General features: G+C 34.1%; 18 protein-coding genes. 7 read left to right on the forward strand and 11 right to left on the reverse strand.

Annotation, left to right across the window (positions count from 1 at the left end):
• The first annotated feature begins 8 nt into the window (after window positions 1–8).
• Both uvrA and NIL_RS03000 read left to right on the forward strand, forming a co-directional pair.
• Window positions 9–2,822, forward strand: coding sequence for an excinuclease ABC subunit UvrA (uvrA, locus tag NIL_RS02995; RefSeq protein ID WP_187648143.1), 2,814 nt, complete (start codon window positions 9–11; stop codon window positions 2,820–2,822).
• A 43-nt stretch (window positions 2,823–2,865) separates the two neighbouring features.
• Window positions 2,866–3,678, forward strand: coding sequence for an HDOD domain-containing protein (locus tag NIL_RS03000; protein ID WP_187648144.1), 813 nt, complete (start codon window positions 2,866–2,868; stop codon window positions 3,676–3,678).
• Here NIL_RS03000 and NIL_RS03005 read toward each other — a convergent pair.
• A complete protein-coding gene (locus tag NIL_RS03005; RefSeq protein WP_187648145.1) occupies window positions 3,668–4,000 on the reverse strand; it encodes a hypothetical protein in 333 nt (110 codons plus the stop codon). The two genes, NIL_RS03000 and NIL_RS03005, sit on opposite strands and share 11 nt — an antisense overlap.
• A gap of 60 nt (window positions 4,001–4,060) precedes the next feature.
• On the opposite strand from NIL_RS03005, the gene polA reads away from it, so the two are divergent.
• Window positions 4,061–6,724: a DNA polymerase I gene (gene polA / locus NIL_RS03010; protein WP_187648146.1), complete on the forward strand. Its 2,664-nt coding sequence runs from the start codon at window positions 4,061–4,063 to the stop codon at window positions 6,722–6,724.
• Between the two features lie 144 nt (window positions 6,725–6,868).
• Complete coding sequence (locus NIL_RS03015; protein ID WP_187648147.1) at window positions 6,869–10,006, forward strand: cytochrome c biogenesis protein CcsA; 3,138 nt, start codon at window positions 6,869–6,871, stop codon at window positions 10,004–10,006.
• 19 nt (window positions 10,007–10,025) lie between these two features.
• On the opposite strand, the gene dnaJ is transcribed toward NIL_RS03015, so the two are convergent.
• The gene (dnaJ, locus tag NIL_RS03020; RefSeq protein ID WP_187648571.1) at window positions 10,026–11,147 is read right to left on the reverse strand and encodes a molecular chaperone DnaJ; all 1,122 of its coding nucleotides are present in this window, start codon (window positions 11,145–11,147) and stop codon (window positions 10,026–10,028) included.
• Window positions 11,148–11,323: 176 nt separating this feature from the next.
• On the opposite strand from dnaJ, the gene recR reads away from it, so the two are divergent.
• The 3 genes from recR to NIL_RS03035 all read left to right on the forward strand — a co-directional run bounded on the left by recR (window position 11,324) and on the right by NIL_RS03035 (window position 15,243).
• A complete protein-coding gene (recR, locus tag NIL_RS03025) occupies window positions 11,324–11,893 on the forward strand; it encodes a recombination mediator RecR (protein WP_187648148.1) in 570 nt (189 codons plus the stop codon).
• A gap of 105 nt (window positions 11,894–11,998) precedes the next feature.
• Window positions 11,999–13,348: a class II 3-deoxy-7-phosphoheptulonate synthase gene (locus tag NIL_RS03030; protein WP_187648149.1), complete on the forward strand. Its 1,350-nt coding sequence runs from the start codon at window positions 11,999–12,001 to the stop codon at window positions 13,346–13,348.
• A 143-nt stretch (window positions 13,349–13,491) separates the two neighbouring features.
• Entirely contained in the window at window positions 13,492–15,243 is a 1,752-nt protein-coding gene (locus tag NIL_RS03035; protein ID WP_187648150.1) for an oxygen-binding di-iron domain-containing protein, read from the forward strand.
• Here NIL_RS03035 and NIL_RS03040 read toward each other — a convergent pair.
• The 9 genes from NIL_RS03040 to NIL_RS03080 all read right to left on the reverse strand — a co-directional run bounded on the left by NIL_RS03040 (window position 15,234) and on the right by NIL_RS03080 (window position 24,839).
• Window positions 15,234–15,668, reverse strand: a complete 435-nt coding sequence (locus NIL_RS03040; RefSeq protein ID WP_187648151.1) for a DUF4395 domain-containing protein — start codon at window positions 15,666–15,668, stop codon at window positions 15,234–15,236. The genes NIL_RS03035 and NIL_RS03040 overlap by 10 nt on opposite strands.
• Window positions 15,658–16,842: a Na+/H+ antiporter NhaA gene (gene nhaA / locus NIL_RS03045; protein ID WP_197972126.1), complete on the reverse strand. Its 1,185-nt coding sequence runs from the start codon at window positions 16,840–16,842 to the stop codon at window positions 15,658–15,660. Before nhaA ends, NIL_RS03040 begins: the two co-directional genes overlap by 11 nt.
• 334 nt (window positions 16,843–17,176) lie before the next feature.
• A complete protein-coding gene (locus NIL_RS03050; protein ID WP_187648152.1) occupies window positions 17,177–17,968 on the reverse strand; it encodes a shikimate dehydrogenase in 792 nt (263 codons plus the stop codon).
• Entirely contained in the window at window positions 17,965–19,386 is a 1,422-nt protein-coding gene (locus tag NIL_RS03055; protein WP_187648153.1) for an anthranilate synthase component I family protein, read from the reverse strand. Before NIL_RS03055 ends, NIL_RS03050 begins: the two co-directional genes overlap by 4 nt.
• A complete protein-coding gene (locus NIL_RS03060) occupies window positions 19,383–20,099 on the reverse strand; it encodes an SPOR domain-containing protein (protein WP_187648154.1) in 717 nt (238 codons plus the stop codon). The genes NIL_RS03055 and NIL_RS03060 overlap by 4 nt, the downstream gene beginning before the upstream one ends.
• A 107-nt stretch (window positions 20,100–20,206) precedes the next feature.
• Window positions 20,207–21,454 carry a serine hydroxymethyltransferase gene (locus NIL_RS03065; protein WP_187648155.1) on the reverse strand — a complete coding sequence of 416 codons (1,248 nt, stop codon included), beginning with the start codon at window positions 21,452–21,454 and terminating at the stop codon, window positions 20,207–20,209.
• On the reverse strand, window positions 21,451–22,971 hold the full coding sequence (gene lysS, locus NIL_RS03070) for a lysine--tRNA ligase (RefSeq protein ID WP_187648156.1): 1,521 nt from the start codon (window positions 22,969–22,971) through the stop codon (window positions 21,451–21,453). Before lysS ends, NIL_RS03065 begins: the two co-directional genes overlap by 4 nt.
• 13 nt (window positions 22,972–22,984) lie before the next feature.
• Complete coding sequence (locus NIL_RS03075; protein ID WP_187648157.1) at window positions 22,985–23,608, reverse strand: CvpA family protein; 624 nt, start codon at window positions 23,606–23,608, stop codon at window positions 22,985–22,987.
• Between the two features lie 163 nt (window positions 23,609–23,771).
• On the reverse strand, window positions 23,772–24,839 hold the full coding sequence (locus NIL_RS03080) for a type IV pilus twitching motility protein PilT (RefSeq protein WP_281389206.1): 1,068 nt from the start codon (window positions 24,837–24,839) through the stop codon (window positions 23,772–23,774).
• Window positions 24,840–24,848 lie beyond the last annotated feature (9 nt).

Genomic DNA, 24,848 nt, shown 5'->3' on the forward strand with positions numbered 1-24,848 from the left:
GGAGTAGTATGGATTTTATAGAGATTTTTGGAGCTAGAGAGAATAACTTAAAAGATATTCATCTTAAACTGCCTAAAAACAGACTGATAGTATTTACCGGACTTTCCGGAAGCGGAAAGAGTACGCTTGCTTTTGAAACTCTTTACGCCGAAGGGCAAAGAAGATATATAGAGTCGTTATCTTCATACGCTAGACAGTTTTTGGAGCGTTTGGAAAAGCCCGACGTAGATAAGATAGAGGGACTTACGCCCGCTATAGCGATAGAACAAAAAACGACTAGTAAAAATCCTAGAAGTACCGTAGGGACTATTACGGAGATTTATGATTATCTAAGACTTTTATACGCAAGAGTAGGGCTTCAACACTGCCATCTTTGCGGTAAGCCCATATCTCATATGAGCGCCGAGGATATTATAAACGAGGTTTTAAAACTCCCGGAAGGAGCAAAACTGGTTATTATGGCTCCTCTTGTAAGAGAAAAAAAGGGAAGTTTTTCTGAACTTATAGAAAGTTTAAGACACAAAGGCTATGTTAGAGCTATGATAGACGGCGTTATGGTAAGACTCGATGAAGATATCGAGCTCTCAAAAACAAAAAAACATACCATAAAGGCCGTTATAGATAGAGTAGTGGTAAAAGATGACAATAGAAGTAGAATAGCCGCAGACGTTGAGAAAGCGTTAAAAGAGTCTTATGGCGAAGTTGAACTGCAGATCATAAACTATAAAGATCTAAACCTTGAAAAAGAGCATATCCATTACAGCGAACACCTAGCATGTTTTGACTGTAAGGTTAGTTTTGAACCGCTTGAGCCTCTTAGTTTTTCCTTTAACTCCCCAAAAGGAGCTTGTCCCGTTTGTGACGGATTGGGTATTAGATATACTCTTGATCTTGCCAAAATCATAGACGAATCTTTGCCTATCGAAAAAGGAGCCGTTAAGATACTTTACGGATACAACAGAAGCTACTATTTTACGTTTTTAAAGGCTTTTTGCGAAGTTGTGGGTATCGATACCACAAAAACTTTCGAGGAGTTGGAGGAATATGAAAAAAAGGCTATTTTATATGGAAGCGCCGAAGAGGTTAGGTTTAAGTGGAAAACCCACAATATTATGAGAATTTGGCCCGGAGTAGTTAAAATAGCTTACGATATGTTTAAAGAGGAAAAAGAACTTAACGAGTATATGAGCGAAAAAGTGTGCGATAAGTGTAAAGGATATAGACTAAAGCCTGAGAGCTTGGCAGTTAGGGTTGCTGGGAAAACGATAGCGGATATCTTGGATATGTCGATTGACGAGTGTTATAAGTTTTTTAACGAGGAGCGACATTTTGAGTATTTGACAAAACAGCAAAAAGTTATAGCCGCTCCTGTACTAAAAGAGATAAGAGAGAGACTCTTTTTTTTGGTTGATGTAGGTCTTGGATATCTTAGTTTGGGAAGAGACGCAAGAACAATAAGCGGCGGAGAAGCGCAAAGAATCAGAATCGCTTCTCAGATAGGTAGCGGACTAACGGGCGTTATGTACGTATTGGACGAACCGAGTATAGGTTTGCATGAAAGAGATACGCAAAAGCTTATAAGAACTTTGAAAAATCTACAAAAAAAGGGAAATACGGTTATAGTAGTCGAACATGACAAAGAGACTATAGAGAGTGCTGATTTTATAGTAGATATAGGGCCGGGTGCAGGGAGATTTGGCGGAGAGGTAGTTTTTAGCGGAACTTTGGAGGAGCTAAAAAAAAGTGATACTTTGACGGCGCAGTATCTTACCGGCAAAAAAAAGATAGAGTATAAGTTTTATAGAGAACAAAATGAGTGGATAGAGATAAAAAACGTAAATGTTAACAATATAAAAAATTTAAACGTAAAAATTCCTCTTAGAAATTTTGTGGCGGTAACGGGAGTAAGCGGTAGCGGTAAAAGTTCTTTAGTACTTCAGACACTTTTGCCCGTAGCTAAAGAGATTTTAAACAGAGCGAAAAAGGTGAAAAAGGTTGCGGGCGTAGAGATTGAGGGGTTGGGAAATCTAGATAAAGTGATATATCTAGATCAAAGTCCCATAGGTAGAACTCCAAGAAGCAATCCTGCAACATATACGGGTGTTATGGATGAGATAAGAAATCTTTTTGCAAAAACAAAAGAGGCTCAGATACGAGGATATTCTCCGGGACGCTTTAGTTTTAACGTCAAAGGAGGCCGCTGCGAAAAGTGTAAAGGGGAAGGGGAGATTAAGATAGAGATGCATTTTCTACCGGATATAATGGTAAAATGTGATGCTTGTAAAGGAAAAAGATATAATTCTCAAACGCTAGAGATAGAGTATAAAGGTAAAAATATAGCAGACGTACTAGCTATGAGCGTGGACGAAGCTATAGAGTTTTTTAAAAATATCCCAAAAATCTACCAAAAGTTAAAAACTTTACAAGATGTAGGTCTTGGATATATAACTCTTGGACAAAATGCGGTTACTTTAAGTGGAGGTGAAGCACAGAGGATTAAACTTTCGCGAGAACTTAGCCGAAAGGATACCGGTAATACTCTATATATATTGGATGAGCCTACAACCGGCTTACATTTTGCCGATGTTGATAGGTTAACTAAAGTACTGCACCATCTAGTTGAGTTAGGAAATAGTGTGATTGTTATAGAACACAATCTCGACGTTATTAAAAATGCCGATTATATTATCGATATGGGTCCGGAGGGCGGTAAAAAGGGCGGAAAAATTATAGCCGAGGGCTCTCCAGAGTATATAGCGAAAAATCATAAAACACTAGGTAGTTTTACCGGTAAATTTTTGGCTAAAGAGTTTAAAGTATAATTATAAAATATAGCTAGTCAAAATAAAAAAATTAGGTGTGAAGATGAGAGAGTCGCTAGTAAAAAGGATAAGAAGTTTGCCCCCTTTACCAAAAACCGTAGAAGAGTTTGAAAAAGCCTATAACGATCCCAATGTAAGTTTGGAAGAGATAGCAAAAATTTTGTCTAATGACCCTATGATTGTGGCAAATATTTTAAAAAGAGTCAATTCTCCTTTTTACGCTCTTCGTGAAGAGATAACGGATATTACTCACGCTATATCTTTACTGGGGCTTTCTGAAGTAAAAGCGGTGGTTTTGGAAAACTCCATAAAAAAACTTTTAAATATCGATATGGAACCTTACGGTATAACCGCCGAAGAGTTTGCTCATATATCCCATCTTCAAAACCATTTGATGTATAGATGGTATAGGAAAGTAGATAGTAGAAAACTTAAAGTACTTAACTTAGCCTCTTTTTTACAGGAAATGGGTAAGATCATCATAGCCGATGAGATAATAAAAGAGGATTTAGTATATCCTTTTAAGTCGGAAATTGAGACAGCGGCTGATATTGCATCTGTAGAAAAGATTTTTGTTGAAGCTTCTACTGCTATAGTTACTGCTGAAATGTTCGAATATTGGGGATTTGATGAGTTGTTTGTAAACTCTATAAAATATTCCGACGATTTTAAAAACGCTCCTGAAGAGTGTTATGAGTATTCAAGAGCTTTATATATAGTAAAGAGTGCGGTTCCGGTAAATATGCCCCTAAAAGAGGCTGCAATAAATAGAGCGGAAAAAACCGCTTTAGAAGAAGGATTAAAGATAGAATTTTTAAGCGAGGCTATAGAGAGTTTGAAAAATATTACTTTTTAAAACACTCTAGAGCCTCTTCTTTACTCATCGCTTTTCCCCAACACATTTTCTCTTTTTTTAACATTTTAAGATCTCTTTTTAGTATATTTTTATAGTAGGTTTTGGGAAAGGTATTGCAAATAAGCAGCGAAAGCTGATCGCTTTTTTGGTTAAGAGGATATTTTTTTATACACTTTTTCGCATCTTCTAGTTTAAGGCACTCTAATCTTTTTTGATAGATTTCCATAATGGAGTTTATCTGTATTATATTTTCTTCTCTGATTTTGGAAAAATCTTTTGCAAAAACATATATCGTTAACAAAAAGGTTAATAAAATTCTCATAACTTCCCTTTTGGAAAATTTTTATAAAATTATACATAAATTTGTGCGGCAAGGATAAAGATGAAAACTTTAACGATCATAGACACTTTCGGTTTTTTTTTCAGAAACTATTACGCTCTTCCTCCTCTTAAAAGCAAAAAGGGTTTTCCTACCGGACTTTTAACCGGTTTTATAAATTTTATATACAACCTATCTAAAGAGCATCAAAGTGATTATCTACTTTTTGCATTAGATAGCGAGGGTTCCTCTTTTAGAAACGATATAGATAAAAACTATAAAGCTCAGCGTCCTGAAGCACCGCCTGAACTTTTACAGCAATTACCGGTTGCTATTGACTGGATAGATAAGATGGGCTTTAAACAGCTAAAACATGAAGGGGTAGAAGCTGATGACATAATAGCTTCGATAGTTAAATGCGCTAAAGCGAAAGGGGTAAAAGTCAGGATAGTTAGCCATGATAAAGATCTTTATCAATTGATTGATGATGGAAATGTGGTTTTATACGATCCGATAAAAAAAGAGGAGATAGACGAAGAGAGAGCTGTAAAAAAGTTTGGCGTAGAGCCTAAACATATAAAAGATTTTCTTGCCCTTACCGGAGACAGTGCTGATAATATACCCGGAGTAAGAGGTATTGGGCCAAAAACGGCTGCAAAACTGATAAATGAGTTTGGCAACGTTGAAAATATCTACGAAAATATTGATAAAGTTAAACCTGAACGCATAAAAAGACTTCTTACAGAGGGCAAAGAGCTTGCATTTTTAAGTAAAAAGTTAGTACAACTCAAAGATGACCTTTTTGAAGATTGTAACCTTAAAGAGTTTGAATTTCCGCAAATAAACCCTATATTAAAAATAGCGGATGAACTGATAGATTATAATATAACTTCTGTTTTAAACAGACTAAAAGCCAAACCTCTTATAGAAAAAAAAGAGGAGAGTGTAGAGTTTGAGGCTATTTTACTAGATAGTAAAGAGAAGATGATGGAAGTTATAGACTCAATACCCAAAGATGCTATAGTGGCTTTTGATACGGAAACGGATTCGTTAGATACCAAAAACGCAAATATTGTTGGGTTTAGTTTCTGTTTTGATAAAAAAAGAGCATATTACGTACCAGTAGGTCATAAATATCTTGGAGTAGGTGACCAAGTCTCTTTGGAGGATGCTTTAAAAGGTGTAAAAAAGATTTTAGAAAGAAGATTTTTTGGACACAATCTAAAGTTTGATCTATCTTTGTTATACGCTCACGGTTTAAAAGAGACAGTTTGCTATGCGGATACTATGATACTTGCTTGGCTGGTTGATCCTGAAAGTTCGGTAGGATTGGACTCTTTGGCGAAAAGATACTTTTCTCACTCTATGATAACTTACAAAGAAACCGTTAAAAAAGGCGAAGATTTTTCCTTGGTAAACATCGAAGAGGCAACAAAGTATGCGGCAGAAGATGCTTTTATAACTTATCTTTTATATTTTCAACTCTTACAAGAATTAAAAAATAAAGACTCCGAACATCTTTATAATGTAGCTAAAGAGGTCGAGTATCCTTTTATCAATACGCTTATCTGGATGGAGAAAGCGGGAATCAAGGTTGATATCGGATTTTTTGAAAAACTTCTTGTAAAAACACAAAAACGCTTGGAGGAACTGACAAAAAAGATTTATGAACTAGCCGGTTCGGAGTTTAATATCAATTCTACAAAACAGTTAGGATACGTTCTTTTTGAGAAACTGAAACTCCCGCCTGTTAAAAAGACAAAAACCGGATATAGTACAAATGAGTCTGTTTTAAATGAGCTAAAAGATAAACATGAGATTATAAAAGAGATTTTAGAGTATAGAGAGCTTTTTAAACTTAAAACCACATATATAGAGCCTCTTTTGAAACTTGGCTCTAAAGATAAAGAAAATCGCATATATACCTCTTTTATACAGACTGGAACCGCAACCGGAAGGCTTAGTTCTAAAAATCCGAACCTTCAAAACATTCCTGTAAAAACCGAAGTGGGTAGAGAGATAAGGTATGGTTTTATTGCAGATGAGGGAAAACTTTTGATAGGTATAGACTATTCTCAAATCGAGCTTAGACTTCTTGCCCATTTTAGTAAAGATCCCTCTTTAATCAAAGCTTTTATGGAAGATAAAGATATTCACTTAGAAACTGCTCAAAAACTGTTCGAAGAGGATGCAAAAGAGAAGAGAAATATTGCAAAAAGTATCAATTTCGGTCTCATTTACGGAATGGGAAGTAGGAAACTGGCTCAAACTTTAGGTATAAGTACAAAGGAGGCTAAAACTATAATAGAGAGCTATTTTGCTTCTTTTCCTACGGTTAAAAGTTTTTTGGAATCTGTTGAGAATTTTGCAAAAGAAAAAGGTTACGTCGAGACTCTTCTTGGTAGAAGAAGATATTTCGATTTTGCTCATGCGAGCGCCGTTCAGATAGCAGCCTATTTGAGAGAAGCCACAAATACGGTTTTTCAAGGTAGTGCTGCTGATCTTATAAAATTAGCGATGAATAAAATAAAAGAAGAAATTAATAAAAAAAATTATCCGGCAAAAATAATTTTACAGATTCATGACGAACTTATTTTCGAAGTTCAAGAGAGTGAAGCGGAAGAACTTGCCCATATTTTCAAGGATATTATGGAAAATATTTATGTATTAAAAATTCCTCTAAAGTGCAGCGTGTCAGTTTCAAAAAGGTGGGGAGAGTTAAAATAGATAAAAAAAAAGATAAAAAAAAGTTATAAAGTCCCTAAACTCGGGACTTTAAACTTAAAATCAATAACTAACTTAACAATAATTACACTCTTTAGGTAAAAACTTATTAAAATCTTATCTTCTACTAAATTCCGAGGTCTGATAATGGTTAAATATTTAAAAAGTCTTTTTTTGTCAATAAAATCTGCAATTATTTATATGTTTATTTTTGCTATATCTATAGGGGTAGCTACGTTTATAGAAAACGACTATGGAACGCAAACCGCTAAAGCTTTGATCTATAACGCTAGATGGTTTGAAATTTTAATGATTATTTTAGCGGTGAATCTTATGTATAATATTTTTAGATTTAGACTTTTTCGTAAAGAGAAGTGGATAACCGGAGTTTTTCATTTTGCTTTTATAATCATATTGATCGGTGCTGCGGTTACAAGATATTTCGGATATGAAGGGATAATGCATATAAGAGAGGGTACGACTCAAGATAAAATAGTTTCTGATAGAACATACGTTTTAGTTGATATCGTTAAAGAGGGTAAAAGCTACCATTTCGAATCTCCGATACTTCTTTCAGCAATAGGCGAAAACCGTTTTAAAAAGAGTATAAATTTAGGTAATGAAGAGTTGATATTGGAGCTTAAAAGATACGTTCCAAACGCCAAGATAGAGTTTGTAAAAGATAAAAACGGGGAAAGTGTTGTATCTTTAATGATTTCTGCTGGCGGCGAAGTTGAAAATGTTACTTTGAAAAGAGGTGAATCTATTGATCTGGGTTCTTTTGTTTTAAGTTTCGAAGATAGCGTTAAAACAGAAAAAAAAGTGGTTAAAATCGAAGAGAAAGAGGGCAAACTCTATATAGATTCTCCCTTTGAAGTGCGTATTTTAAGTATGTCCGATAAAAAAGAACAAACTCTTAATAAGCACGAAAAACTTCCGTTTGAGAGGGGAAAACTCTATAGTATAAGCGGCGTAAATATAGTGGTTAAAGATTACCAAAAAGGAGTAAAGCCGATTCTTGTCTCGAAAGGTGCGAAGGTAAAAGAGAAAAATATACAAGACGCCCTTGTGTTTGAGTTAAGCTCAAAAGGAAGAAAAAAAGAGTTAACCCTTTTTGGCAAACCTAACCAAATCGGAAATCCGGTATATACCGAATTAGGAGATATGAAAATAACCGTCACCTACGGTTCAAAAATAATAAAACTCCCTTTTGCTCTAAAGCTTGTAGATTTTCAAATAGAAAAATATCCCGGTTCTATGAGTCCTTCTTCATACGCTAGTGAAGTGGTGTTGATTGATAATGAAAAAAAAGTTGTTATGCCTTATAAAATATATATGAATAATGTCTTAGATTATAGAGGATATAGATTTTTCCAAAGCTCTTACGATATGGATGAAAAAGGTACTATACTGTCTGTTAATCACGATCCGGGAACTATAATAACTTATATAGGATATACTTTACTGTTTTTAGGGATGATTTTTCATCTTTTTACGCCTCAAAGCAGATTTATGAAACTTATACGCCTTACTAAAAGAGTGCAAAAGAAACGTCAAGCTATGCTTATGAGCTCGGTTTTGTTGGTGGTTTTATTTTTACCTTTTAGTCTGTTAGCCGCAGAAAATGAGTCAAAAGATCCTTTAAAAATAGCTAAATCTTTTGATAAAAATCATGCCGAAAAATTTGGGGAATTATTAGTACAAGATAGAGACGGAAGAATAGAACCTGTAGATACTCTATCTAGAATGGTATTGGCAAAAGTTACAAAAAAAGAAAAATTTTTGGGACTTTCTTCAAATCAAGTTTTTTTAGGAATGACGATAAAACCAAATATCTGGCAAAATATAAAAATGATATATGTACACCATCCAAAACTTAAAGAGATTTTGGGTTTGAAAAGTGAAGAAAAATATGCCTCTTTTAAAGAGTTTTTTGATCAAAACGGCAATTATCTTATAGAAAAGTATGTACAAGTAGCAGTTGCAAAAAAACCCTCTCAAAGAGATAAACTTGATAAAGAGGTTATAAAAGTTGATGAGAGAGTTAACGTATGTTATCTTGTTTATACCGGCGAACTTTTAAGAATCTTTCCAAAACCCAACGATAAAAATCAAAAATGGTACTCTCCTATTGAAGCTATCAAGACATTTCCTCCAAAACAAGCAGAGCTTGTACGTCTTATAACCGCTAGCTATTTTTCCAATATTGACGAAGCTCTTGTAAGCGGTGATTGGGAGAAGGCCGATAAAGCTTTAGAGGTTATTAAAGATTATCAAAAGTATTACGGCGCTTCTATAATACCTAGTAAAACTAAACTAAAAGCGGAACTTTTGTACAACAAGTTAGATATTTTCAATAGATTAGTTCCATACTATACGATTATAGGTTTTTTACTTTTGATCTTAATCTTAGTAAATCTAATAAATCCAAAAATAAAGATAGAAGCCGTTATAAAGATAGGTCTATTTTTTATAATTTTGGGATTTTTAGCTCAAACTTTTGGTCTTGGGCTTAGATGGTATGTGGCCGGACATGCACCTTGGAGTGACGGTTACGAGTCTATGGTTTACATATCTTGGGCTATAGTTCTTGCCGGATTTTTCTTTTCAAAAAACTCTCCGATAGCTCTAGCTGCAACCGCTTTACTTAGCGGGCTAATCCTTTTCGTAGCTCATCTTAATTGGCTTGATCCTCAAATAACCAATCTCGTTCCCGTTTTAAAATCGTACTGGCTTATGATTCACGTTTCGGTTATTACGGCAAGTTACGGCTTTTTGGGGCTTAGCGCTCTTTTAGCCTTTATAGTCTTGATACTCTATATTTTTATGAACGAAAACAATAAAAAAATACTTATTCTTACGATAAAAGAGCTTACGTATACAAACGAAATGAGTCTTATTGTAGGGCTTATTTTAGTGACAATCGGAAACTTTTTAGGGGGCGTTTGGGCAAATGAGAGTTGGGGAAGATATTGGGGATGGGATCCTAAAGAGACTTGGGCTTTGGTAACGATCCTTATCTATGCTTGTGTAGAACATATGAGACTAGTTCCTAAACTAAACGGACTTTTTTTGTATAACGTAGCTTCTTTGCTTGCTTTTTCCTCGGTTATAATGACCTATTTTGGGGTAAATTTCTATCTATCCGGGCTTCATTCGTATGCTCAAGGAGATCCTGTACCTATCCCAACTTGGGTCTATTACGCCGTAGCGCTTCTGTTTTCGTTAATAGCCGCCGCTTACTATAAAAGAAGAAAATTGAACGTAGATTTGAGGATGAATTAAAGACGGTTAGAACCGTCTTTTATTTATTGAACCAACTTTTTATTTTATCGAAAACGGATTCAAACTTTTTTTCGTGAGGTTTACTCTCTATACCGAAACTCTCTTGAAGTTTTTCTAGAAGCTCTTTTTGCTCATTAGTCAATTTTTTAGGATATTCTATCTTGATTTGTGCTATTAGGTTGCCGACTCTTCCTGTCCTTACGTTTTTAGCTCCCTCTCCTTTAAAGACAAACTGCTGTTTATCTTTTGCGCCGGATGGTAGTTTCAACTCCTTTTCACCTCTTGGAGTAGGTATTTTTATAGTTTGACCTAAAATCGCTTGAGTGAAAAATACAGGAACTTCAAGATATATATCGTCGTTGTATCTAACAAAATGTTCGTCTTCCTCAACATAGAAAGTTATATAAAGATCGCCTCTTTCGCCTTTGACGCCGATATTTCCTTTTTTACCTACTCTAATTCTATCTTCGTTGTCTATTCCCTCTGGTATGTTTATTTTAATCTTTTCTTTAACGCGTTCATATCCCAATCCTTTACATTCATTACACTTTTGCGCCGCAATTTTCCCGCTTCCTGAGCATCTTGGGCAAGTTTGAGAAAATGTCATAAATCCTTGTCTATAGAAAATCTGTCCTCTACCGCCGCATTCGGAACAGGTTATTATGTTTGCGTTTTCGGCACCTGTACCTTTGCAGGCATTACAAGGAACTTTATACTCATACTCTATCTCTTTTTGTGTTCCAAAAAACGCTTCGTTAAATGAGATAGTCATCTCTAAAGACAAATCTAGAGGATATTTTTGTTCGTCTCTTCTTCTACCAAATCCAAATCCTCCAAAACTCCCGCCAAAAACCGATTCGAAAAAGTCCATAATATCTTCGTATGAACTGTGGCTAAAACCCTCAAAACCTTGATTTTCTAGCCCTCTTTTTCCGTATCTATCATATAGAGCTCTTTTTTCTTTATCGCTTAAAACTTGGTATGCTTCATTTATCATCTTAAATTTTTCTTCAGCCTCTTTGTTTCCAGGATTTCTGTCGGGATGATACTTTAGAGCTAGTTTTCTGTATGCTTTTTTAATCTCTTCAAAAGATGCGTTTCTATTAACTTCTAAAAGTTCATAATAGTCTATATCTATCAAGATGCCACCTCTCATTTAAGTCTTTTTTAAGCAGGGCTGATTTTAGCAAAAAAAGAGTAATAAATCAATTGTACAAGAGTATGAATTAAGTTCATTTTATAAGTTTTATAACATTTAAATTTAAACTCCACATTACTTATTATTGTATAATTTCAAAAAAAATCGGAGTGTAGCCGTTGAAAAGAGGTTTTAAAAAATTTGACGAATTGGTAAACGTTTTAGAATCTTTACCCACTATAGGAAAGAAGAGTGCGATGAGACTTGCTTTTTATATGGTTATGGAAGATAGTTTTAATGCACTAAAAATTGCGCATACGATAGAGAGTGCGGTAAGAGATATAAGAAAATGCAAAAGATGCGGTGGGCTTAGCGAAGATGAGCTCTGCCATATCTGTAGCGATGAGCGAAGAGATGGATCTATGCTATGTATAGTGGAAAATGCTAAAGATATTTTGATCATAGAAGAGAGTCGTGAGTTTAATGGAAAATATTTTGTTTTAGACTCTTTAGAAGATAGGATAGATGAACTAAAAAGTTTAATAAAAGAGGAGGGGGTTAAAGAGATTATATTTGCGTTAACTCCTTCTATAGCAAATGACGCCGTTATGATATTTATAGAAGATAATTTAAAAGATTTCGATATTACTTTTACGAAGATTGCGCAAGGAGTTCCGACGGGAGTTAGTTTAGAAAACGTAGATACACTATCTTTGACTAAAGCGTTAAAAGATAGAGTCAAAGTATAAAAAAAAATTTTCTTTTGAAAAATATTATAAATTATACTACAATAGCTTGTAAAAAAATAAGAAATTTTTAGATATAATTTCGCAATTTTTATAAAGGAAGATAAGATGAGTTGGAGTCCGAAAAGTTGGAGAGATTTTCCTATAAAACAGCAACCTACATACAAAGATATAAACAGACTAAAAGAGATAGAAAAAGAGCTTAGTACATACCCGCCTCTGATTTTTGCGGGTGAAGCTAGGGATTTGAAAGAGAAGTTATCAGAAGTGGCCAACGGAAAAGCCTTTTTACTTCAAGGCGGCGATTGTGCTGAGAGTTTTGCCAATTTCAATGCGGCAAATATAAGAAATCTTTTTAAGGTATTGCTGCAAATGAATATGGTTTTGATGTACTCATCAGGTAAACCTATAGTCAAGATAGGAAGAATTGCGGGACAGTATGCAAAACCTAGAAGTAGTGATTTTGAAGAGGTTGATGGAGTAAAACTTCCAAGTTATAGGGGAGATATAGTAAATGATATAGATTTTACTTCCGAAGCTAGAGAGGCTAAACCAGAAAAACTTCTTGAAGCTTACTATAAATCTGCCGCAACTTTAAATCTTTTAAGGGCTTTTGCAAGAGGGGGATTTGCATCTTTAGACAAAGTTCATAAATGGAACGTAGATTTTGTTAAAAATAAAGATTTAGGCGAAAAGTTTGAAGAGCTTGCCTGTAAGATAACAGAATCTCTCAAATTTATGGAAGCGTGCGGGATAGATATAAAAAATACGCCGCAACTAAGTCAAACCGTGCTTTACACTTCTCATGAGGCCTTGCTTTTAAATTATGAAGAGGGTCTTACTAGAAAGGATACTTTTACGGGAGAGTGGTACGATTGCTCTGCTCACTTTTTATGGATAGGCGATAGAACTAGAGACGTAAACGGCGCCCATGTAGAATTTTTTAGAGGTATTAAAAACCCAATCGGGGTAAAAGTTGGTCCATCGATGAAAAAAGATGAACTTTTAGAGCTAATTGATAGGCTAAATCCCGAAAATGAACCGGGAAGACTTACCTTAATAGTCAGGATGGGAGCAGACAAGATAGGCGAGTTTTTTCCACCACTTTTAAGAGTAGTTAAAGATGCCGGTAAAAATGTGGTTTGGAGTTGTGATCCTATGCATGGTAACACCTATAAAACCGAAAGTGGATTAAAAACTAGAGATTTTGAGAAAATCTTAAGCGAAGTAAAACAGTTTTTTCAGATTCATAAAGCAGAAGGCACATATGCCGGCGGGATTCATCTTGAGATGACCGGTTCGGATGTTACAGAGTGTACTGGAAGTATAAGTAGCTCTATAACTGCTGAAGGATTAAAGAGTAGATACCATACGCAGTGTGATCCAAGACTAAACGCTGATCAGGCTTTGGAACTCTCTTTTATGATTGCTGAAACTATGAAAGATATTAAAAACTAAATAAAAGAGGGTTTTGTCCCTCTTTCTGCTCTTAATATTGCCCATCTTATACTTTTAAATATGATACATTTCACAAAATTATGCTATGATAATTTTTATCAAAAAAACTATTAAAAAATATTAATAAAATTTAGGAATTAACAATGGATATGGAAACTATTGATTATAAAAATCCAATAGAAATAGCTCCTAAAGTTTGGTGGGTAGGATATGTTTTACCTGATGATCCATTTCAATGTCATGTATATCTTATAGAAAACGGCGAAAATTCTATTTTGATTGATCCTGGGTCAAAACTCACCTGGGATGTCACTAGAAAAAAAATTTTAAATATAATACCCCTAGAGAATATAAAATATATTATATGTCATCATCAAGATCCCGATATAACCTCTTGTATTGACGATCTTTTAAGCGAAATAGGAACTAAAGATAGATATATCGTAACTCATTGGCGTACAGCTACCCTACTAAAACATTATAATTGGGGTATAGATTTTTATGAAGTTGATCAAAACGGCTGGAAACTAAAAGCAGACGATAGAGAAATAGAGTTTGTTTTTACTCCTTATATGCATTTTGCGGGAAATATATGCAGTTTCGATAAAAAAAATAAAATACTATTTTCAAGCGATATATTTGGGGCTTTTACGGAAACTTTTAGGCTTTTTGTAGATGACCCCAAAAAATATTTTGAACAAATGAAACTTTTTCATACTCATTATATGCCTAGCAGAGAGATAGTAAATCACGGTTTAGATATGATAGAAAAAAAAGATCCTCAACTGATAGCTCCGCAACACGGTTCTATTATTCCAAAAAAAATGATACCCTATCTTATATCACGACTTAGAAAGTTAGACGTTGGTATTTATTTACAGTTTAGCGGATATAAAAATGTTCATCGTCTTACAAAAGCAAATGAGATACTTTCTAAAATTTTTGAACAGATATCTTTTACTACAACTACTATATATGAAAAAATTGGTACCGTTATGATGTTAATGAATGAACTTTTTGCTTTAGAAAGAGTAGTGTGTTTGAGCAGTATAGATGGGAAAGTAATAATATTTGATACATTTATAGATCATCCCAAAGAGACCTTACTTGAAGAAAAAAATCTTTTTGAATTAGTAGAAGAAACATTATCAAAAGAAGGGAGTAGTTTTTATTTAAATAAAATAGTAGATGTAGATTTGCATAACGAGTATCTTGCTTATCCTTTCGTTACTTATAATGAGCATCACTCGGTGAACGGAGTATGTTATTTTCTCTTTTCAAAAGAAGAGATCATTAACGAAGAAGATAAAGAGATTTTAAAAAACTTTAAAAAACTTTTTTCTATTATGCTCATGAAAGAGATAGGGCATTATCGTATCCAAAAAGAGCGAAATGAACTATTGTACAAGGTTATTACAGATAGTTTAACAAAACTTTATAACAGATATTATTTGGAGGAGATAGCCTCTAAAGAGTTTAATAAAGCAAAAAGACATGGATATCCCTTAAGTGTTGTGATGATAGATATCGATAATTTTAAGGATATAAATGATAATTACGGACATGATGTTGGAGATATAGTTCTTAAAGATTTTGCCCGTATTTTACAAATAAATCTTCGAGAGAGCGATTTTCTTTTTAGGTTTGGCGGAGAAGAGTTTTTGATATTGATGCCTTTTACAACCAATAAAGATGCAAAAAAGGTGATTGAGAGGATTCGTAGAGCTTTATCTGGAAAAGGAGGCCTTAAGGTAGCCGATAAAACTATATATTATACATTTAGTGCCGGAATATCACAATACAGTAATGAAAAGTCGGTTATGGAGCTTATTAAAAAGGCTGATAAAATGATGTATTTGGCTAAACAAAAAGGTAAAAATAGAACTCAGTTGTAATATCGTTTTATCAAACTATAGATTTTACAACCAGCACAAAAATCAAAAAATGCTTCAAGAAGAGCAAATGTTATAAATATCAAAGAGACTATTACGGCGGGAATATGAAGTTGAAAAGTATATAAGATTATTAGATTGAAAGAGATTATAGTTCCCAAAATCTTAGCGAATTTTTTGGGAGCCTCATCAACATCCTTTTGAGGAAGATTTAAAATATCTTTACACTTTTTTGCAACAGGCTTAAATAAACCGGATTTATTACGTGATGAGAGTTTTAATATATAATCAAACAGTAAAATCAAAGGAAAAATAAACGAACAAGTTACTATAAAAACGGTAACTATAATAGCGCTAATGAAAGCCTCTATTCTTTCCAAATATGAATCTGTTCTATTTTGTGATATTGGGCAGGAATTAGCTTTCATCATTTCTCCTATCTATTTTTATAGTTTTAAGAATAATAAAACCTATAATACCAGATAAAAAAGAGCCTATTAAAATTGCAAGTTTATCGGCATATTTGTATATTTCGCTATCATTAAAAGCTAAAGAATCTACAAAAAGACTCATTGTAAACCCTATTCCGGTTAAAACCGAGACGCCATATAGCTGTATCCAGTTACTGTTTTGAGGAAGTGATGCGACTTTTAGTTTTATAGCAAGCCAACTAAAACCAAAAACTCCCAACTGTTTTCCTATAAACAAGCCAAGCATAATACCTAGAGGAACGGAACCGAATATTTCATTAATCGATATACCCCTTAAATCTACGCCGGCGTTTACGAAAGCAAAAAGAGGGAGAATAAAAAAAGCTACCCAGTAATGTAAGTCATGCTCCATCTCTTTAAGCATTGAAAACTTTTTTCCATTTTTATCTGTGGAATATAAAGGAATCATAAAAGCTAGCGCTACTCCTGCTAAAGTCGCATGAACTCCAGATTTTAATACACTTACCCAAAGGATAATTCCAACAATTATATATGCAGCCTTTTTTACTACTCCGACTCTATTCATTATAAATAAAACCAGTAGGGATATAGAAGCTATAACGATGGAAACGACAGATAAATTACTGGTATAAAATAGAGCAATTATTATAATAGCGCCTATATCGTCGATAATAGCAAGTGCCATTAAAAATATTTTAAGCGAAACCGGTACTCTGTTGCCTAATAAAGAGAGTATTCCAAGAGCAAAAGCTATATCTGTAGCGGTCGGAATAGCCCAACCGTTAAGAGCGAAAGGATCTTCAAGATTGAAAGCTATGAATATCAAAGCCGGGACTATCATGCCTCCTATTGCCGCTATTGTTGGCAATATAGCCTGTTTGATCGATGATAGATGTCCTTCTAAAACCTCTCTTTTAACCTCTAAACCTATTAAAAAGAAAAATATTGCCATAAGCCCATCATTAACCCATAAAAGAAGTGGCTTTGCTATCTGCAGGTCCGCAAATCTTATCTCTACAGGGGTGTGTAAAAAGTTGTTGTAGAACTCCGATAATGGACTATTTTGTAAAATTAACGCTAAAAAAGTAACAAAAATCAGTAAAATACCAGCCGTAGACTCTTTTTGTATAAAATCTTCTAATATTTTCAAAGCTATCCTTTTAACAATAGTTAAAAATTATTTTATACTTTAATAAAAACTTTTAATCTATAAAATATTAAATAGATTCTAAAATATAGTCTCAAGAATTAATTAAGTTTGGAGTATTAAAAAATGGAGTATTAAAAAATAATTTAATGCTCTGAAAACTACAAAATTTCACTCAGGAGAGTTGGAATTTTTAGTAAAACTAACGCTTGAAAATTTTATTAAAAAGTGCTAAGCAAGCGCACTTTTTTAGTCTTTTGGCGAACATAAAATTTTCAAGCTAAAATTTCAAATCCTTCGTTTAATTTGTAATTTTTCAAAGATCTAAATTTCATATTTATAAAGACTTTAGTCCGCTGCGCATATATTTTGATATATCTTTTTTATCATATTTAAAATCGGTAAAAATCTCAAATGCTAAAACTCCTTGATATAAAAGCATATCTTCCCCATCTTTTGCCGTTAGTCCAAGCTTTTTAGCCAAAGCCAAAAATGGGGTATTTTTAGCGTAAATAACATCAACAGCATATTTTGCAGACTCAAATAGTTTAACAAGAATATCTTCTTTCAAAGGAAGAGAGTTATTATCCAGTCCCGCACTTGTAGTATTTATAATCAAATCAAAATGTTTTATTTCAAATTTTTCCCAGGAGTAACACTTATAGCCTTTTTTCTTGAAAGTATCTAATCTTTTTTCACTTCTATTTAATATGGCAAACTCTATATTTTTTTCGTTGAATATTTCGGCTATAGCCTTAGCGGTACCACCAGCTCCTAAAATAAGAGCGTTTTTGAACTCGAAGTTTTTTATACTTTCTAAAAATCCCGATGCGTCAGTATTGTAGCCTATTAATTTGCCGTTATTCTCAACAATGGTATTTACGGCACCTATTTTTGAAGCAATTCCTCTTATCTCGTCGCACGCTTTATATGCCTCTTCTTTGTAAGGAACCGTTATATTTGCCCCTTTGAGTTTTAGTTCAAAAAATTTCTCTTTTAGCCTATTTCCGTCATTTAAAGAGTATCTAGTATAACAACTTTTTATACCAAAAGCTTTAAAAGCGCTGTTGTGCATAAGAGGCGATTTTGAGTGGCTTACCGGATTTCCGAATATACAAAAAAGAGTCATGTTTGTATCTCGCTTAATATTTTTAAAGTATTCATCAAAGCGCCAAGTTTGTTTTTGACCTCTAGATACTCTAGTTCAGGTTTACTATCGGCAACTATACCAGCGCCTGCTTGTAGTATTATCTCGTTATCTTTTATAAGAGCCGTTCTTATGGTAATAGCGCTATCCATATTGCTGTTAAATCCAAAATATCCTATACTTCCGCTATAATAGCCTCTTTTTAGTCCTTCAAACTCGGCAATCAGCTCCATAGCTCTAATCTTAGGAGCCCCAGTCATTGTTCCTGCCGTAAAAGTTGCCATAAAAAGATCGAACATATCATATTTAGGATCAAGCTCGGCCTCCACATCGCTTACCATATGCATTACATGAGAATATTTTTCAACTCTCATAAGAGCAGAAACCTCTACCGTACCTTTTTTTGCAACTCGTCCAACATCGTTTCTGCCAAGATCCACAAGCATAATATGCTCGGCTTTCTCTTTGGGATCGTTTATCATCTCATATTCGAGTTCTTTGTCTCTTTTTATATCTTTTCCTCTTTTTCTAGTTCCGGCAATCGGCCTTAGTAAAATTCTTTCGTCAGTTAGTCTTATCATGACTTCAGGCGAGCTTCCTGCGATAGCAAAATCATTATACTCCAAAAGATAAAGATAGGGTGATGGATTTAAACTTCTTAAAGCTCTATAGAAACTAAACCTATCGACTACGGCTTTTTGTATAAGTCTATTTGACATTACTATCTGAAAAACGTCTCCGCTTCTAATCATCTCTTTTGACTTTTTAACCATTTCAAAAAACTCTTCTTTGCTAAAAGCAAAATAGGCTTCATCGATGATTTTAGCCGGTTTTAGCGGAGTATAAGCATAAGTACCGAGCAGATCGGATTTTAGTTTGTTAAAGATTTGATTTTTTATCTCTTCTTCAGAGGTTATTAGTGTTAGTTTTGAGTTTTTATGTGAATAGGCTACGATAAGCTTTGGTCTTATCATATCAAAGTCTGGTATATTCGTTTCATCTTTTAGATTTTCCATATACTTTTTTAAAACAGGTTCAAATTTAGCAACCATATCGTACCCGATATAACCTATAAAACCGTCAATAAAACCTACGCCAAGCTCTTTCGAGCACTTTTTATAGTACTCAATATCGATTTTTTTATAGTAGTTTTTTAAAAAAATAAGAGGATTTTCCTCAATTTCCTCTATTTCGCCTTTTTCGTTTTTATAAAAACTTTTTCCCTCTTTATGCCATACTCTCTCTTTTTCTCCCGCAACTATATAGCTGAAATTTCCTTCACTCGTATATACTACGCTTTCGAACAAAAAAGTCGTCTCTTTGGGAAAATAGTTTTTGATCTTTTCGTAAATAGCAATAGGCGTAAATTCATCAAGTAAAAAACTATTTGAAAATATCATTCTTTTATCCTAACTATAAATGCATCTTTTTTAACTGTTTTTTTGATACTTGAAAGCGCTTTTTTAGCTTCGGCTCTTGTTTTGTAAGGTCCTATTAAAACTTTTTTTACTTCACTACTGTTTTTAATTACGGTTTTTATAATATAGTCGTATCCGCTTTTTTGAATTTTATCTAAAAATTTTTTATTTGGCGAAAACTTGTAAAAGGCGCCTACTTGAATGTAGTATTCTCCTTTAGTGACCGTTTTGTAAGTTTTTTTGTCACTTATTTTAGTATCTGCTTGAATCTCTTTTTTTTGTTGAGTCTTTTTAACTGGTTTTTTATCGAACTCTTGCGCAGGAGTAGTTTTTTGTAAATCTTCAGTTTTTTGCTCTTCTATAACCTCTTCAACTATTTTTTCAAATTTCTCTTCAGGTTCAGTTGTTTCTTCTTTTATAATAGGTACTTGTTTATAATCTTCATCTATTTTATCTTCCGTAGGTGTAGCAGACTCCGTTGCGAAAAAATCTTCATTTTCCGTTTCATTGTCGCCGGATGTTATTTTTACTATGGAGATTACAATAATCAGCAGAAGTATTACGCTTCCAGCTAGCAGAGCAATTTTTTTAATATCTATTTTTTTATCTTTTTTATCGAGAATTATATCATCAAGTTCATTTGAAAACTCTTTTTTCTCCTGTTTTTCAGGCTCTTTTGAATTGAAAATATCCATTTTGAATCCTTGTTGTGACGAAGTGGTTATTTATTATAAATAGATTTTACTAAATTATGGGTTAAAATATCGATTATAAGAGGCAAGCGAGGTACTCCTCGCTATTTTTAGTAAGTGGGTTGTTCGTAGATAACGAAATTTCTTGCAAGCTCCATAAGCTCATCTTTAACTTTTGCCTGAAGCTTGGTGTTGTTTATATCATCTAAAATATCGGCGATTCTAGTAGCGATAAGTTCAAACTCTTTCTCTTTCATACCTCTGCTAGTTAGTGCGGGGCTTCCTATCCTGATCCCGCTAGTTACAAAAGGACTTCTTGTTTCCCCTGGAACCGTGTTTTTGTTGACAGTAATTCCTGCTCTTCCTAAAGCTTCATCTGCATCTTTTCCGCTAAAATCTTTATCCAAGAAGCTAACAAGAATAAGGTGGTTGTCCGTTCCGCCGCTAACTACGTTGTATCCTCTTTTTATTAAAACTTCGGCTAAAACGGAAGCGTTTTTCTTAACCTGTTTTGCGTACTCTTTCCATTCAGGCTTTAGATTTTCTCCAAAACCTACGGCTTTTGCCGCTATTACGTGAACTAAAGGTCCGCCTTGAATTCCAGGAAAGATAGCACTGTTTATTTTTTTTGCAATATCAGGATCATTTGTCATTATCATACCGCCTCTTGGACCTCTTAAAGTTTTGTGAGTAGTAGTAGTTACCACATCACAGTATGGAAACGGACTTGGGTGTTCTCCGGCTGCTACTAGGCCGGCTATATGTGCTATATCCGCAAAAAGTATAGCTCCAACTTCGTCTGCTATCTCTCTAAATTTTTTGAAATCTATCTCTCTAGGATAAGCGCTAGCTCCACAGACAATAATTTTTGGTTTTACGATTTTTGCTATGTCTAAAACTCTATCGTAATCTATCCAACCCTCACTATTTACGCCGTAAAAAAAGCTTTGGTAAAGTTTGCCGCTAGAGCTTACTTTTGCTCCGTGAGTTAGATGACCTCCATGACTTAAATCCATTCCCAAAATCTTGTCATACGGTTTCAAAAGAGCCATATAAACCGCTTGGTTTGCTTGACTTCCAGAGTGTGGTTGAACATTTACATATTCGCATCCAAACAGTTTTTTAGCTCTTTGTATAGCTAGATTTTCTATAGCATCGGCGTTTTCGCAGCCTCCATAATATCTCTTTCCGGGATATCCTTCGGCGTATTTGTTAGTAAAAACGCTTCCCATAGCCTCCATCACGGCTGGACTGGTAAAGTTTTCACTAGCTATCATCTCAAGATGATCGGTTTGTCTTTTCAGTTCATTTTCGATTATCTGATAAACTTCACTGTCATAATCTCTTAAAATACTCATTCTTCTTCCTTTTTTTCGTTTTGTTTTGTTTCGTCTGTTTTTGGTTTCATTGCGGGAAATAAAATAACGTCTCTTATAGTGTGTTGATTGGTTAGCAGCATTACCAATCTATCTATGCCTATACCTTCTCCCGCAGTAGGAGGCATACCGTAACCCAAAGCTCTAACAAAATCTTCATCCATGTGCATTGCTTCGTCGTCAACTTCTTTATTGGCTACTTGCTCTTTAAATCTTTCATATTGATCCAAAGGATCGTTAAGCTCGTTAAAACCGTTTGCTATCTCTTTTCCGGCAATGAAGAGTTCGAATCTCTCTGCTATATTTGGATCTTCATCGCTTCTTCTAGCAAGAGGACTTATATCGATAGGAAAGTGTGTAACAAATGTTGGATTTATCAGCTTCTTTTCAACAAAATTATCAAAAAGTTCAGCCTGCAAAGAGCCTAAAGGTAGTCTTTCGTCAACCTCTATATCTTTTGATTTTAAAAACTCTATAATTTTATCTCTATTTTCAACTATTTCAGGATCAACTCCGCCTATTTGGACAATTGCGTCTTTATATTTTACTCTTTTAAAAGGTGTTGTAAAGTCAATTGTATATTCACCGTATGTTAGCTGTTTTGGAAGAGAGAGTTTTTCAAAAATATAATCAAAAAGATCCTCTGTTAGCTTCATTAAATCTTCGTAAGTGTGATATGCCCAGTAAAATTCAATCATCGTAAATTCAGGGTTGTGAGTAGCATCCATCCCTTCGTTTCTAAAGTTTCTGTTTATCTCAAAAACTGCTTCAAAACCGCCTACGACCAATCTTTTTAGATATAGTTCCGGTGCGATTCTTAGATATCTATCAATGCCTAAAGCGTTGTGGTGAGTTATAAAAGGTCTGGCGTTTGCACCTCCTGGGATTGGGTGCATCATAGGCGTTTCAACTTCTAAAAAGCCCTGTTTTTCAAAAAACTCTCTTATAAAACTAACTACCTTGCTTCTAGTTCTGAAAATATCTCGTACTTCGGGATTCATAATCATATCAAGATATCTTTGTCGATATCTTAACTCTTTATCTTGAAGTCCATGATATTTTTCGGGAAGAGGAATTATCGCTTTTGTAACAAGATTTAGTTTTTCTACATGTAGTGTAAGCTCACCGGTTTTTGTAATGAAGGGATATCCGTAAGCTTCTATGATATCACCTACTTCAATCAGCTTTTTTACTTTTTTAAACCATTCATCTCCAAGAGCGTCTTTGTTAAAATAGATCTGAACTACTCCCGTATCATCTTCAATTTTCGCAAATGCCGCTTTACCCATAAGTCTTAAAAATTTGATTCTACCTATTAAAGAAACCTTTTTTGAATAATCTTTTTTTTCTTCTAAATCTTTTACGTATGCAAATTTTTCTAAAAACTCTTTATTGGTAATCTCTTTTTTGAAACCGGTTCCATAAGGATTTACTCCCGCGTCTCTTAGTTCATTGGCTTTTTGGATTCTTAGTTTCTCATACTGGTTGTCAAAAATCAATCTCCATCCTTTACTATTTTTTTGTTTCGTTGTTTTCAAGAGTTTGTTCGATTTTCTCTTTTATCTGTTTAATAGTTTCGTTTTTGATACTCTTTTTGATATCTTCTTGTACCTGAGTGGTTTTCTCTTCCACTTTTTGGGTAATCTCTTTAGGATTTAGTTTTATGATGTAGCTTCCCGTTTTTTCCATTAAAGGGAAAAGGAGTGAGTTTTTAGTATATTTTTCAACCGTGTTTTTTGCTGCTTCGATATTAGAAACTGCGAAAACGATAACCGAAAGTATCAAAAAAATTTTTGCGGCACCGAACAAAAAACCCGCTATTCTATCTATAAGTCCCATACCGCTTGCGCTGCTTAGCTTTGCAAATAGTTTTCCAACTAGTAACATTGCTAGCCAAAAAGCCGCTAAAGTTATTAAAAATCCCACAAAAGAGAGAGCGGCAGGATTTTTTATCTGAAAAATATTTTGACTTATAAACTCACCAACATTTTGCCCGTAATGTGAACCTATATAAATACCGCCTATTATTCCTATAAGTCCAAAAACCTCTTTGATAAAGCCGTCAATGAGTCCTTTTAAACCCAAAAGAATAACAATGATGCCAACTACTAAGTCAAAATATGAGAAGCCATCCATTTTTATATCCTATAAGTTTGATTTTAAAGCGCAATTATACAATTTTTGTATAAAAAGGTAAATGGTTTAAAATAAGATAAAGAGGTTGTTAGGCAAAAGGCAATAGACGAAAAAGATTAAAAAGAACATAAATTTTATCTTTTCGCCTATTACCTAATTATGCCTACAAAGCCTGGATGAGATTTTTTAGTTCTTCGGGCCTATTGGAATATCTTAATGCATCTTCTTTTGAAATTACATGATTTTTAAGCAGTTTTAAAATAACTTGCGTTTGTGTTTGCATTCCCGTTTGTTGTTGGTTTAGTTGCATTTGTGAATAGATCTGGTGAGTTTTGTTTTCCCTTATTAGGTTTGCAATTGCTGGAGTATTAATAAGAATTTCAAATGTTGCTACTCTTCCCCCACCTATTTTTGGTATAAGCGCTTGAGAGATAACCGCGACTAAACTTGTTGAGAGCATAGCTCTTACTTGAGGCTGTTCATCTCCGCTAAATACGTCAATAATTCTGTTTACGGTTTGAGATGCCGAGTTTGTATGCAAAGTTCCAAGAACCAAATGACCTGTTTCCGCCGCCGTTAATGCCGCTGAGATAGTCTCTTTATCCCTCATCTCACCGATCAATATAATATCTGGATCTTCCCGCAACGCATATTTCAAAGCGATTGCAAAAGATTTTGTATCTGAGCCTACTTCTCTGTGGGAAAATAGTGATTTTTTATTTTCATGAACAAACTCTACAGGATCTTCAATTGTTAGGATATGTTTTCTTTCATGTGTATTTATCTCGTTTAACATGGCAGCTAGAGTAGTTGATTTACCGCTTCCTGTAGGTCCGGTTACTAGGATTAGACCTTTTTCCCTTTTGATTATCTGATAAAAGATTTCAGGGGCGTTTATATCTTCTAGTGTTGGAACTTTTAGAGGAATTATCCTAAATGCGGCTGCAATATCACCTAAAGTAGTGTAGTAGTTTACTCTGAATCTTCCAACATTTGGCACCATTAAAGCAAAATCCAGCTCACCCTCTTCTTCGAAAATCTTTTTCTGTTTATCCGTAATTATGCCGTAACACATCTCCTCAATCTGTTTACCGTCTAACTTAGGAAGATTTAAAGGAATCAGTTTGCCGTCGATTCTTATTTGTGGTTCGCTTCCGCTAACCAAGTGTAGATCTGAGGCTTTATAAGCTATAACACTTTTTAAAAGTTTTCTTATGTCCAACTCACTCATAAAAAATCC

This window comes from Nitrosophilus labii (assembly GCF_014466985.1).
GTDB classification, from domain to species: Bacteria; Campylobacterota; Campylobacteria; order Campylobacterales; family Nitratiruptoraceae; genus Nitrosophilus_A; species Nitrosophilus_A labii.